Origin of the sequence: Pseudomonas sp. IT-P12, from assembly GCF_949767465.1 — a bacterium.
GTDB lineage: Bacteria > Pseudomonadota > Gammaproteobacteria > Pseudomonadales > Pseudomonadaceae > Aquipseudomonas.
The window spans coordinates 953290-966139 of the sequence record NZ_CATKPY010000021.1 but is presented as its reverse complement, the minus strand read 5'-3'; the positions used below and the strand labels follow the sequence as shown (position 1 = coordinate 966139).

The following is a 12850-nucleotide window of genomic DNA, read 5'->3' as shown; positions in this document are numbered from 1 at the left end:
AGGTGGCTGAGTGATGAGTACCGCTGATTCTGGTGGTTCGAGGGGACTCAGGGCTTGTGCAGGGTCTTCTGCCGCAGGATGTACACCGTCACCAGGACCGCACTGGTCAGCATGAAACCCCGGGCCCAGGGCATTGGCACCAGGTAGCAGGAAAACAGGATGCTGACCCACATCAGGCCGATGGCGTAGACCTTGCCCTTGAGTGGAATGCCGTTACCGTCGAGGTAGTCGCGAATCCACGGACCCAGCCGTGGATGCTCCACCAGCCAGTTGTAAAAGCGTGGCGAGCTGCGGGCGAAGCAGGCGGCCGCCAGCAGCAGGAACGGCGTGGTGGGCAACACCGGCAGGAAGATCCCGATCACCCCCAGCGCTACGCTGAGCCAGCCGACGGCCAGCAGCACGTAACGCAACATCAGGGGCCGGTTGCCTATGGGGTTGTCCACAGGCAGAACCTTAGTGGTGACGGGGCTTGAGGATCGCCGGTTTCTCGTCTGGCGCGTTGCACAGCAGGTACAGCGCGGTCAGGGCTTCGGGGATCTGCACGATCATGTCGTCCATCAGGTTGGCATCGGCGGCGATGTCGGAAAACTCGGGCTGCTCGTCGAACAGGCCGGAACCGACCATGATCGGCAGCAGCATTTCGCTGACTTCCTCTTCGGCGGTTTCGAACCAGGCCGCCTCGCGCAGGAACACGCCTTCCATGAAGCCGATGCACCAGCCGCGCAGGTCGGAGTCGTCCGGGTCATCGCCCAGGTCCAGTTCGCAGGGCAGTTCGAATTCTTCGTCGGACGCCAGTTGACGGGCAATGTGCGCCTTGAGGGCCAGCAGGGTGGATTCGATCGCTTCACGCTCGGTGTCGTCGGCGTAATGCGGCTCTTCGGCGAACAGGGCGTCGATCCATTCACGGTCGGGAACCTGTTCGGAACAGATCGACAGGGCCGTGAGGTAGCCATGTGCGGCCACGTAGTCCAGCGCCTCGTCATGCAGTTCATCGGCGTCGAGGAAGACTTGCAGGCGGGTTAGTTGCTCAGCGAAGGACATTAAAGGACTACCTTGGGAATTAAACAGATGCGGGAATTCTAGGCCTTCTTGAGCACACAGGCCAGCCGCGCGGCATATTTGCCCCGCAACACCGCAATCCCCGTGGGAGCGAGCCTGCTCGCGGTCGTGGCAGGCCGGTCGCCATCCCTGCTGAATGTGCCGACGTCATCGCGAGCAGGCTCGCTCCCACAAGGGGTCATGGGGTGTTCGCCATCTACGGCTCACGCTCGACACTGTGGGAGCGAGCCTGCTCGCGGTCGTGGCAGACCCGTCGCCATCCAACCCAGGTATTGAATGGTGTCGCTCTTCTCAGCGGCGCCCCTTGCAGGGAAGGCCTCGGGTATACTCCCGCGTTTTGTGATGTCCCTGCAGGCAGAGCGGCTGGAATGTGAAGCGTCATGCAATGCGCACTTACCATTTGTCTGTGCGGCGTGGCGGGTTCTGCACCAGCCTTGCAGGGATGTTTTGGTGATTTTTGGAGTTTTTATGCTCGAACAGGCTCAACGCGTCCTCAAGGACATCTTCGGCTACGACAGTTTCCGTGGCCGTCAGGGTGCAATCATTGAGCGCGTAGCCAGCGGCGGCGACGCCCTGGTGCTGATGCCTACCGGTGGCGGCAAGTCCCTGTGCTTCCAGGTCCCGGCGCTGTTGCGCGAAGGCCTGGCGGTGGTGGTGTCGCCGCTGATCGCGCTGATGGATGATCAGGTGGCGACCCTCGAAGAACTGGGGGTGGCAGCCGCCTCGTTGAACTCCACCCTGAGCGCCGAGCAGCAACGCGACCTCGCCGCGCGGATCAAGCGGGGTGAGGTGAAGATGCTCTACCTCGCCCCCGAACGCCTGGTCCAGCCGCGCATGCTGGCCTTCCTGCAAAGCCTGGAAATCGCCCTGTTTGCCATCGACGAGGCGCACTGCGTGTCGCAATGGGGCCACGATTTCCGCCGCGAATACCTGCAATTGGGGCAACTGGCGGAGTTGTTTCCCCATGTCCCGCGGATTGCCCTGACGGCCACGGCCGACAAGCGCACCCGCGAGGAAATCGTCGAGCGCCTGCACCTGCAGAACGCCGAACGTTTTCTCTCCAGCTTCGACCGGCCGAACATTTTCTACCGCATCGTGCCCAAGGAGCAGCCGCGCAAGCAGTTGCTGGCGTTCCTCGCCGAGCGCCGCAGTGACGCCGGCATTGTCTATTGCCTGTCGCGCAAGAAAGTCGACGAAGTGGCGGTGTTCCTCAGCGAGCAAGGTTTTCCGGCGTTGCCGTATCACGCGGGCCTGGCCAACGAAACCCGGTCCGAACACCAGAGGCGTTTCCTCAACGAGGAAGGCCTGATCATGGTCGCCACGGTGGCGTTCGGCATGGGCATCGACAAGCCCAACGTGCGTTTCGTCGCGCACCTGGACCTGCCCAAATCCCTTGAAGCCTACTACCAGGAAACCGGGCGCGGCGGCCGTGACGGTTTGCCGGCGGACGCCTGGATGGCCTACGGCCTGCAAGACGTGGTGATGCTCAAGCAGATGCTGCAGAACTCCGAAGGCGACGAGCGTCACAAGCGCCTGGAGCAGCACAAGCTCGACGCGATGCTCTCGCTTTGCGAGGAGACCCGCTGCCGCCGTCAGACGCTGCTGGCCTACTTCGACGAAGACATGCCTCAGCCGTGCGGCCACTGCGACAACTGTGTCGATGGCGTGCAGACCTGGGACGCCACCGAGCCCGCCCGTCAGGCCCTGTCGGCCATCTATCGCACCGGTCAGCGCTACGGCGTCGGTCATCTGGTGGACGTGTTGCTGGGCAAGGACAACGAAAAGGTCCGCAGCTTCGGTCATCAGCATCTGTCGGTGTTCGGTGTCGGCAAGGCGCTGGGCGAAAGCGAGTGGCGTTCCCTGTTCCGGCAACTGGTCGCACGAGGCCTGGCCGACATCGATCTGGAGGGTTACGGCGGCCTGCGCCTGAGTGACCGTTGTCGACCGCTGCTCAAGGGTGAAGTGACCCTGGAGCTGCGCCGCGACCTCAAGCCGCAAACCACGGCGAAAAGCAGCAAGAACCAGGCGAGCCAGCTGGTGCGCGGCGAAGAGCGCGAGCAGTGGGAAGCCCTGCGCGCCCTGCGCCGCAAGCTCGCCGAAGAGCACGGTGTGCCGCCCTACGTCATTTTCCCCGATTCGACGCTGTTGGAAATGCTGCGCAGCCAGCCCACTTCGCTGGCGGAAATGGCTCGGGTCAGCGGCGTCGGCGCGCGCAAGCTGGAGCGCTACGGCGAAGCCTTCCTCGAAGTGCTCGGCGGTCAGGTCGAGGCGCCGAAAGTGGTGGCCGATGTGCGTCACGAACTGATCACGCTCGCCCGGGCCGGCATGACGCCGTTGCAGATTGCCGGCCAGCTTCAGTGTTCGGAAAAAAACGTCTACACCCTGCTCGCCGAAGCCATTGGCAAGCAGCAGTTGTCGTTGGAGCAGGCCCTGGACCTCCCCGAGGACCTGATGGGGGAGGTGCAGGATGCGTTCCTCGATGGAGAGGGCGAATTACCACCGGTGGCAGAGATTGCCGCGCTGTTCGCCGGGCGCGTGCCTGAGGGCGTGTTGTATTGCGTCAGGGCGGCGCTGCAATCGGAATTCGAGATCTGATGCGCAATTCCCGATCACGGTGTGCTGATGTAACGATTCAGTACAGAGCAAACCTTGCCTCCAGCCAAAGGCCATGCTTAGCTGACTAATAATTAGTTTTATCTATTTCAGTTTAATCATGAGTGTTTTATGCCGTTAACCGATCAACACCGCTTTGGCATGCAACTGGCCCATATGTCCCGCGGCTGGCGGGCCGAGCTGGACCGCCGTCTGGCCGGCCTGGGTTTGTCCCAGGCGCGCTGGCTGGTGCTGCTGCACCTGGCCCGTTTCGACGCCGCGCCGACCCAACGGGAGCTGGCGCAAAGCGTCGGCGTCGAAGGGCCGACCCTGGCCCGACTGCTCGACAGCCTGGAAAGCCAGGGGCTCGTTCAACGCCAATCTGTGGTGGAAGACCGCCGGGCGAAAAAAATTGTCCTCTGTGCCCCGGCCCGTCCCCTGATCGAACAGATCGAAACCATCGCCACCCAGTTGCGTCACGAACTGTTTCAGGGGGTCGACGAAGCCGACCTGAAGGTGTGCATGCGGGTTCACGGGCACATCCTGGCGAACCTGGAAAAATCCTGAGGCAAAACCGGGTGTCATCTTTTTGAGATACCCCGCCGAGCAGACTATAAAGAACTAGTAGGCAATATCGTGTTCGTACCGGATACGCGATCACGCGCAGTTGGTTCTGGTTATCTAAGGGATGCTCATGCTCGAGAGTTGGCACGTAGTACTGCGAGGGTGCGCCAGGTTGCTGCTGGCCGGTGGAGTGGTGGCTTACTCGTCATTGGCGTCCGCGCTGGGGCTGGGGGAGATCACCGTGCATTCGGCGTTGAATCAGCCGTTTCGTGCCGATATCGCCCTGGAGGATGCCGCGGGCCTGGAGGAGGGCGACCTGTCCGTCAGCCTGGCGACGGCCGACGAATTCAGCCGCGCCGGCGTCGAGCGGGTGTTCTTTCTCAATGACCTGAAGTTCACCCCGATCCTGCGCGGTAACCGCAGCCTGGTCCGGGTCAGTTCCAGCAAGGTGGTCAACGAACCCTTTCTGGAATTTCTTGTGCAGCTCAATCAGCCCAACGGGCGTGTGGTGCGCGAATACACGGTGCTGATCGACCCTCCAGGTACACCGGGCATCGTGCCGGTGGCCGAGGAACCGGCCACTCGCTCCACGAGTTCGCCATTCCCGAGCGTCACACCGGCTGCCACTGCGCGGCCCGCCGCGAAAAAACCTGCCCCGACCCCACCGCCCACCGCCCCGGCCAACGACCCTGTGGCCGAGCAATTGGCCGCCAGCGTGCTGCAAAACCAGCAACTGCAAACAACCGTCGATGAGCTGAGCGCGAAACTGCAGGGCCAGGACCAACAGATCGCCGAGCAGAAAAAACAGATCACCGAACTGCAGACCCGGTTGGCGGAAGTCAAGCCGGCGCCGACGCCAGTGGCCGTACCGGAAACGGTGGCGCCGGCGCCTGTCGCGGTTCAGGAGCCCGAGGGCATCAATTGGCTGCTGATCGCCGGTTTGCTGGTGTTGCTCGGCCTGTTGGTGCTGGTGTGGTTCGTGCGTCGCAGGCGTCAGTTGGGCCAGGCATTGCCCGAACAAGGGCCTGTTCCGCCGACGCTTGATGACGGGGTGCCTGAAGCGATTTTCCAACCGGTGCAGCAGACCGCGTTTTTCAAGCCCGCTCAGGAGCATCATGACGACGCACCGACCGGCGATGTGCTGGAAGGCGTGAGCTTGTACCTGACCTACGGGCGGTTTTCCGAGGCGGCGGGACTGTTGCGCGATGCCCTGGCCAAGGAGCCGCAACGGACGGACCTTGCCGTGCAATTGCTGGAAGTGCTGGGCAGGCAGGGCGACGAAGCCGCCTACGATGCCCAGGAAAACAGCCTGCGCGAGGCCGGGTTCGATGCTCAGCAGCTTCAGGACCTGCGTGCCCGTTTCCCGAAACTGAGCCAATCGGCGGCGCCAGTGGCGCCGGCGGCAGCGCTTCCCGTCACACCTCCAGCGGCCGAACAGCCGGCCAGCGATGAGTTCCAGTTGAACCTGGAGGCGCTGTCGATGGATTCGAGTTGGGATCTGGTCAGCCCGTTCGAGAGCGACACGCCCCCGGAAAAAACGCCGGGCCCCGCACTCGCTTCCAACCTGCACATGCTGCCGCTCGAACGCCCGGAAGAGCCGACCCTGGGAGAGCCCGAGCTGGAGTGGATCGCCGACCCCGATGCCCAGGCGCTGGACGACGATTTTCTCGATGGCTTCAGTGATGAAGGCCCCTCGCTCGAACTTGAACCCCTGGACCTCGGGCCGGCGGAGGCGAGCAATGCCGACAAACTGGAGCAGGCCCAGACCTGCATCGATGATGGCGATCTGGAGAGTGCCGTCGAGCTGCTCAACGAGTTGCTCCGGGAGGCTGACGAACCCCTCAGGCAAACTGCGCGGACGCTGTTGGCCGGTATTCGCTGAGCCTCTATCATGGCGGCGCCCCCTGGCTCAGGAGTCTGCCCCGTCATGAACATGCATAAACCGGAAATCGTCATCACCTATTGCACGCAATGCCAATGGCTGTTGCGTGCCGCCTGGTTGGCGCAGGAACTGCTCAGCACCTTTGCCGACGACCTGGGCAAGGTGTCGCTGGTGCCGGGCACGGGCGGGGTGTTTCACATCGCCTGCAACGACGTGCAGATCTGGGAGCGCAAGGCCGATGGCGGTTTTCCGGAAGCCAAGGTGCTCAAGCAGCGGGTCCGTGACCAGATTGACCCGGACCGCGACCTCGGGCACAACGACCGCACTCAGTGAGACGTGACTTCGGCCGCCACGGCTTTGCTGCTCGAACCGCCTGAAAGCCGGCTGGACACCACAATCGCGACGATGATCAAGGCGCCGCCGACCAGCATGCGCAGCGTCGGGTTTTCGTTGAACAACAGCCAGGCCACGGTGATGCCGTACACCGGCTCCATGGCGAACACCACGGCGGCGGTGCGGGCCTTGATCACCGCGAGGCTGGCAACGAACAGGCTGTGCGCGAGACCGGTGCAGAACACCCCGAGCAGACTGATCCATAGCCAGTCGATGGCGCGCACGTCACCCAGTTGAGGGGCGGCCACCGGCAGCATGCACAGTGCGACGACCACGTTCTGGCACAGCGCCGCCTGTACCGGCGGAACGGCGGCGGAGCCGGCGCGGTTGGTCAGCGACAGCAGCGAAAACAACAGGCCGGAAGCCACTGCCCACAGCAGCCCGGTGGTGGCGCCACTGGCGAGGTCGAAATCCGGCGTGACCAGCACCAGCCCGATACTCACCAGCACCACCAGGACGATCTCGTTGGCGCGAATGCGCTCGCGGAAAATCAGCCCCTCCAGGATCACGGTGAACGCGGGGAAACTGGCGAAGCCCAGGGTGGCAATGGCGACACCAGCCACTTTTACCGCGATGAAAAAACTGACCCAGTGCCCGGCCAGCAGTACGCCACCGAGCAGCAGGCGTCGCCCGTCCACCGCGCGCAGTTTTTGCCAGCGCGTCTGGCTGGCAAAACGCGCGAAAACAAACAGCGCGAGCACGGCGAAGGCGGCGCGGCCGAAGACGATGACGGCCGGGGAAGCGGCGGCGAGTTTGCCGAACACGCCGGTCAGGCCAAACATCAGGGCGCCGATATGCAAGGCGCCAAGGGCGGTACGGGGAGTCATTGCGATCCTTGATAAACGTAGAGCGTGGCCAGAACCACAGTGGCGATATTTAACCCCGGTCCGGCCCGCCATGTCTGTCGCCAAACTACTGTCATTTGTTGCCAGACTCGCGTCGCAGGGTGCCCGGCGAGGCACCGAACTCACGCAGCACCGCCGCTGAAAAGGCGCTTTGCGAAGCGTAGCCAACCCGGTTGGCAATCTCGCCAATGGGCAGGGCCGAGGTGCGCAACAGGTTGACGGCCATGTGCAGGCGGCGGCTACGGATGTAGTCCATGGGGGTCTGCCCGCACTCGGCGACGAATCGCGCATGCAGCCGGGCGCTGGACAGGCCGGTGATGCGCGCAAGGTCAGCCACTTGCAGTGGATAGGCGGCGTGCTCGTCGATATGGGCATTGAGCGCGGCGTAGGGCAGGCGCCGTCCGCCGCTGACCTCGGGTTCGCTCCTGTTGAGGCTGGCCAGCAACAGCACCGCACCCTGCTGGGCAATCAGCGGATCGCTGACGGGGCTGCTCGCCAGCCAGTTGACCAGCTGATTCTGCCCGGCATCCAGCGGCAGGCGCCCGCTGTGGTCAAGCAGGCGACGGCTGGCATCGGCATGATCGCCCAGGCACTGCGTCACCCACTCATCGCCGGGTACATCCAGCACCAGGCAGCGGCTGCCGTCGCGGCTGCCGCAGGCATGGTGGAAACCGGAAGGAACCACCACGAAACTCTGCTGAACCACCTGGCTGCCACGCCCGTCGACTTCGAAATCCAGCGCGCCCGACAGCCCGAACACCAGTTGCGCGTGGTCGTGGCTGTGGACGATCAGGTCATGTGTGTAGTGGCGCAGCGTGAGGATCGGTCTCATCGCGGGTCTCCCGAACAAGGCCGACAGTCTACACCCGGGCCGTGCCGGCGTGCTGTCACGGGACTGACTCGCGGTTGTCATGGGCCATTAACCCGACCGGCGCAAGCTTGCAAAAACAATCGCAGAGGGTTGCCCATGACCAGCGCCGAGCTCGCCAAACCCAGTCGCAAGCAACGTGTGCGAACCTTGTGGATTTCCGATGTGCACCTGGGCACTCGGGATTGCCAGGCCGAACACCTGTCACAGTTTCTCAAGCGCTATCACGCGGACCGGATCTACCTGGTCGGCGACATCATCGACGGCTGGAAACTGCGCGGCGGCATGTACTGGCCCCAGGCACACACCAACGTGATCCGGCGCCTGTTGACCATGAGCAAGCGCGGCACCGAAGTGATCTACGTCACCGGCAACCACGACGAATTCCTGCGCCGTTATTCGAAGCTGATCCTGGGCAACATCCAACTGGTGGACGAAGCGGTGCACGTGACCGCCGATGGCCGCCACCTGCTGGTGATTCACGGCGATCAGTTCGATGTGATCACCCGCTACCATCGCTGGCTGGCGTTTCTCGGCGACTCGGCCTATGAGTTCACCCTGACCCTCAATCGTTGGCTCAATCACTGGCGCGCCCGTTATGGCTATGGCTACTGGTCACTGTCGGCGTACCTCAAGCACAAGGTCAAGACCGCGGTCAATTTCATCAGCGATTTCGAGGAAGCGATCGCCCACGAATGCGTCAAGCGTGAGTTGCACGGTGTGGTGTGCGGGCACATTCACCACGCCGAGATTCGCAAGGTCGGTGAGGTGGACTACCTCAATTGTGGCGACTGGGTGGAGTCCTGTACGGCCCTGATCGAGCACTGGGATGGTTCGATCGAGCTGTACCGGCTGGCGGATGCCCAGGCGCGGGAGGCGGAATTGAAGGGGCTGAAGGTCGCGGAGCCGGCCTAGAACGAGTTGTCTGGGCCGGCCCTGTCGCGAGATCTTTCAGGCCGGTGCATACGTCTGCATCGCCGCCTTGTAGATCGAGTTTTTCGGCTGCGCAAACACACGCTCCATCATCGGCTCGAAGAAACTCAGCGGCAGCGTGTCGTAGGCCGGGTCAAACGCGGCGGCGTCGTAGCGGGCGCAGAATTCGATGGTCGCCTGGTACTGCGGATGATCGCGGAATTGCTCGCGCAGATGCCGATCCATGCCCAGGTGATGGAAGAAATAATAGCCCTGGAAAATCCCGTGCTTCTCCACCATCCACAAGTTGTCGGCACTGACGAACGGCTTGAGGATCGCCGCCGCGATGTCAGGGTGGTTGTAGGAGCCCAGGGTGTCGCCGATGTCGTGGAGCAGGGCGCAGACCACGTATTCTTCATCGCGACCGTCGCGCCAGGCCCGGCTGGCGGTTTGCAGGGAGTGGGTCAGGCGATCCACCGGGAACCCGCCGAAATCACCCTCCAGCAGCTTCAGGTGCGCCAGGATCCGCGCCGGCAGCTGCCTGGCGTAGGCACTGAAGTCCGCAGCGATTATCGCCCAGTCTTCCTGCGTGCCGTCCTGCATGTGGGTGAAACGGGCATTGGCATTCATCGGTCATCCTCTTGTTCTTGTCGACAGGGATTTTTTCAGTCTAGAACCTGCCATCGCCTGCGCACTGGCCGGGCAGGACGCTTTGCTGGCCCGGCGGGCCTAGAACGGCACGCGGCCCAGCAGCATGTCGCGGTACATGACGAAATCGCCGAGCAGGCTGTAGAACGGATGCTGGAAGGTCGCCGGCCGGTTCTTTTCGAAGAAGAAATGCCCGACCCAGGCGAAGCTGTAGCCGGCCAGCGGCAGGGCCAGCAGCCAAGACCAGGCCCCGTTGCCGATGCTCAGGGCCACGATCAGAAAAACCAGCGTCGTGCCGATAAAGTGCAATCGTCGGCATGTACGGTTGCTGTGTTCACTGAGGTAATAGGGGTAAAACTCAGCGAAGCTATTGAAACGCCTGATGTTTTCCACGACTGCGATCTCTGTGGTTATTGTTATGACTGCAAGTTGTTCTGCGGGGAGCCTATTTGAGTCTAGAGTGATCATTGGCATCAGCCAGTGACAATAGGCGCCACTTTAGTATCCTTCGGAAATTGGCCGTGGCATGCGGCTCACCATGTAAGTAAACGCCATGAGTGAACGAACGACTTCTTCAAGCTGGGCGATGGGGATTGTCAAGGCACTGGAAATGGACGGCCTGGACTGCCGGGTTCTGTTCAAGCAGCTGGGGCTCGACTACGCGTTGCTGGATGATCCGGATGCGCGCTTCCCGCAAGACTCCATGACTCGACTGTGGCAGCGCGCCGTCGAGCTGTCCGGCAACCCGGCGATCGGCCTGAACATGGGCAAGGTGGTGCGACCGGCATCCTTCCATGTGGCCGGCTACGCCCTGATGTCCAGCCAGACCCTGGCCGAGGGCTTCAAGCGGCTGGTACGTTATCAACGCATCATCGCCGAAAGCGCCGACCTGAGCTTCCGCCTGCTGGACGAAGGTTATGCGCTGATTCTGACGGTCCACGGCGATCACCTGCCGCCGACCCGGCAAAGTGCCGAGGCGTCGCTGGCGTGCGCGCTGGCCTTGTGCGGCTGGTTGACCGGGCGGACCCTGCAACCGCGCAAGGTGCTGGTGCAGGGCGAAGAACCCGCCGATCTCGCTCCCTACAAACAGGCGTTCCACGCACCGTTGATGTTCAACGCGCCGTATGACGCGCTGATCTTCGAACGCGCCGACATGGAAGCGCCGCTGCCCACTGCCAACGAGGCCATGGCGCTGTTGCATGATCGCTTTGCCGGGGAGTACCTGGCGCGGTTTTCCGAGAGTCGCGTGACCCACAAGGCCCGCCAGGTGCTGTGCCGACTGCTGCCCCAGGGCGAGCCCAAGCGCGACGCCGTGGCGCAAACGCTGCACCTGTCACAACGGACATTGCAGCGACGCCTGCAGGAAGAGGGCACCAGTTTTCAGACATTGCTCGACGACACCCGGCGCGAACTGGCCGAGCAGTACCTCGCGCAGCCGACCATGACCTTGCTGGAAATCGCCTACCTGCTGGGTTTTGCCGACCCGAGCAATTTCTTCCGCGCCTTTCGCCGCTGGTTCGATGCCACACCCGGCGAGTACCGGGTGCGGCTGATGGAGGCGCCGAACCGGGTCAGTGACGCCAGAACGCCGGAATACACAGAACGAACACCGTAATGATCTCCAGTCGGCCGAGCAGCATGCCGAACGAGAGAATCCACTTGGCCGCATCCGGCAGGCTGGCGAAGTTGCCCGCCGGGCCGATGGTTTCGCCCAGCCCCGGGCCGACGCCGGACACGGTGCTGGCCGCGCCGGTCAGGGCCGTCATCCAGTCGACGCCGAGCAGTGACAGCAGCAGCGCAATCACGCAGATGGTGATGGCGAAGAAGAACGAGAAGGTCAGGATCGAGCGCACGATCTCTTCGTCGAGACGGTGGCCGTTGTACTTCTGCTTGATCACCGCGCGCGGGTGAATCAGCTGGTTAAGGTTGGCTTTGAGCAGGATGTAGGCCACCTGGAAGCGGAAAATCTTGATCCCCCCCGCAGTCGAGCCCGAACAGCCGCCGACAAAACCCAGGTAAAAGAACAGCATCAACGAGAAGTTGCCCCAGAGGCTGTAGTCCCCCAGCGCAAAACCGGTGGTGGTGACCACCGAGGTCACGTTCAGCGCCACGTGCCGCAACGCCTCCAGCCAGTGCAGCTGGGTTGTCCACCAGTACCAGGTGCCGAGCACCAGCCACGTGACCAGCAGCATGCCGAGCAGCCCCTGGACCTGCTGATCCTTGATCAGGGCCTTGCGATTGCCGCGCAGGGTCGCCACGTACAGGGTGAACGGCAGGCTGCCGAGAATCATGATGACGATGGCCACCCAGTGCACCGCCGGTTGCGTCCACTTGGCCAGTGACAGGTCGGAGGTGGAGAACCCCCCGGTGGAAATGGCCGACATCGCATGGTTGATCGCATCGAACGGGCTCATGCCTGCCCACCAGAACGCCAGGCTGCCGAGAATGGTGATGCCGACGTAGGCCGCCACGATCAACCGCGCCACCATGTGCGAGCGAGGCATGACTTTTTCCGAACGGTCCGAGGACTCGGTCTGGAACAGGCGCATGCCACCGATGCGCAGCAACGGCAGGATCGCGACCGCCATGCCGATGAAGCCGATGCCGCCGATCCAGTGCAGCAGCGAGCGCCACATCAGGATGCCGGGCGACATGTCGTCCAGATGGTTGAGCACCGTTGAGCCGGTGGCCGTGATCCCCGACATGCTCTCGAAGAAGGAGTCGGTGTAGCTGATGTGCTGGGTCAGCAGGAATGGCAGCGCCGCAAAGATGCACACCACCAGCCAGCTGCTGACCGTCAGCAGGTACATGTCCCGCGGGCGCAGATGCACATGCTCGGGACGACCGGGGATGACCAGGGCGAGACCCGCCAGGAACGTGATCATGCTGGACCAGAGGAACGATGGCATGTCACTGGTGCGTTCGAAAATCACCAGGGTGGCCATGGGCACGACCATGGCGATCGCCAGCGTGATCAGGAAGAGGCCGATGATGAAACCAATGGTTCGTAAAGTCGGCAACGCCATGAAGTCCGCTCGGGCTGAAAGTGGGGAGGGCGCCATTCTACCCATGGGGCAGGGCATGTAA

13 protein-coding genes are annotated in these 12850 nt (G+C 62.9%); 6 read left to right on the top strand and 7 right to left on the bottom strand.

Going from position 1 to position 12850, the window contains the following annotated elements; all coding sequences use genetic code 11:
- Nucleotides 1–47: 47 nt before the first annotated feature.
- On the bottom strand, nucleotides 48–413 hold the full coding sequence (locus ACM6IM_RS13460; protein WP_201189874.1) for a YbaN family protein: 366 nt from the start codon (nucleotides 411–413) through the stop codon (nucleotides 48–50).
- 40 nt (nucleotides 414–453) lie between these two features.
- Nucleotides 454–1041 carry a YecA family protein gene (locus ACM6IM_RS13455; RefSeq protein ID WP_192302196.1) on the bottom strand — a complete coding sequence of 196 codons (588 nt, stop codon included), beginning with the start codon at nucleotides 1039–1041 and terminating at the stop codon, nucleotides 454–456.
- A 486-nt stretch (nucleotides 1042–1527) separates the two neighbouring features.
- Here ACM6IM_RS13455 and recQ point away from each other — a divergent pair, with 486 nt between their 5' ends.
- From recQ to ACM6IM_RS13435, 4 genes are all read left to right on the top strand, one after another.
- Nucleotides 1528–3654 carry a DNA helicase RecQ gene (gene recQ / locus ACM6IM_RS13450; RefSeq protein WP_414865369.1) on the top strand — a complete coding sequence of 709 codons (2127 nt, stop codon included), beginning with the start codon at nucleotides 1528–1530 and terminating at the stop codon, nucleotides 3652–3654.
- A 129-nt stretch (nucleotides 3655–3783) separates the two neighbouring features.
- On the top strand, nucleotides 3784–4218 hold the full coding sequence (locus ACM6IM_RS13445; protein WP_414865368.1) for a MarR family transcriptional regulator: 435 nt from the start codon (nucleotides 3784–3786) through the stop codon (nucleotides 4216–4218).
- Nucleotides 4219–4345: 127 nt separating this feature from the next.
- On the top strand, nucleotides 4346–6097 hold the full coding sequence (locus ACM6IM_RS13440; RefSeq protein WP_414865367.1) for a FimV/HubP family polar landmark protein: 1752 nt from the start codon (nucleotides 4346–4348) through the stop codon (nucleotides 6095–6097).
- 45 nt (nucleotides 6098–6142) lie between these two features.
- Complete coding sequence (locus ACM6IM_RS13435; RefSeq protein ID WP_414865366.1) at nucleotides 6143–6430, top strand: SelT/SelW/SelH family protein; 288 nt, start codon at nucleotides 6143–6145, stop codon at nucleotides 6428–6430.
- On the opposite strand, the gene ACM6IM_RS13430 is transcribed toward ACM6IM_RS13435, so the two are convergent.
- Both ACM6IM_RS13430 and ACM6IM_RS13425 read right to left on the bottom strand, forming a co-directional pair.
- Entirely contained in the window at nucleotides 6424–7317 is an 894-nt protein-coding gene (locus tag ACM6IM_RS13430) for a DMT family transporter (protein ID WP_414865365.1), read from the bottom strand. The two genes, ACM6IM_RS13435 and ACM6IM_RS13430, sit on opposite strands and share 7 nt — an antisense overlap.
- Nucleotides 7318–7408: 91 nt before the next feature.
- Nucleotides 7409–8167: a helix-turn-helix transcriptional regulator gene (locus ACM6IM_RS13425; RefSeq protein ID WP_192302190.1), complete on the bottom strand. Its 759-nt coding sequence runs from the start codon at nucleotides 8165–8167 to the stop codon at nucleotides 7409–7411.
- A gap of 135 nt (nucleotides 8168–8302) precedes the next feature.
- Here ACM6IM_RS13425 and ACM6IM_RS13420 point away from each other — a divergent pair, with 135 nt between their 5' ends.
- Nucleotides 8303–9118 carry a UDP-2,3-diacylglucosamine diphosphatase gene (locus ACM6IM_RS13420; protein ID WP_201189805.1) on the top strand — a complete coding sequence of 272 codons (816 nt, stop codon included), beginning with the start codon at nucleotides 8303–8305 and terminating at the stop codon, nucleotides 9116–9118.
- Nucleotides 9119–9154: 36 nt separating this feature from the next.
- Here the strand turns inward: ACM6IM_RS13420 and ACM6IM_RS13415 are convergent, their stop codons facing one another.
- Entirely contained in the window at nucleotides 9155–9745 is a 591-nt protein-coding gene (locus ACM6IM_RS13415; protein WP_414865364.1) for an HD domain-containing protein, read from the bottom strand.
- 99 nt (nucleotides 9746–9844) lie between these two features.
- Nucleotides 9845–10156, bottom strand: coding sequence for an Mpo1-like protein (locus ACM6IM_RS13410; RefSeq protein WP_201189803.1), 312 nt, complete (start codon nucleotides 10154–10156; stop codon nucleotides 9845–9847).
- 160 nt (nucleotides 10157–10316) lie between these two features.
- Between ACM6IM_RS13410 and ACM6IM_RS13405 the strand changes: the two genes are divergently transcribed.
- Entirely contained in the window at nucleotides 10317–11378 is a 1062-nt protein-coding gene (locus ACM6IM_RS13405) for an AraC family transcriptional regulator (RefSeq protein ID WP_414865363.1), read from the top strand.
- Here the strand turns inward: ACM6IM_RS13405 and ACM6IM_RS13400 are convergent.
- Complete coding sequence (locus ACM6IM_RS13400; protein ID WP_192302186.1) at nucleotides 11335–12789, bottom strand: TrkH family potassium uptake protein; 1455 nt, start codon at nucleotides 12787–12789, stop codon at nucleotides 11335–11337. The genes ACM6IM_RS13405 and ACM6IM_RS13400 overlap by 44 nt on opposite strands.
- Nucleotides 12790–12850 lie beyond the last annotated feature (61 nt).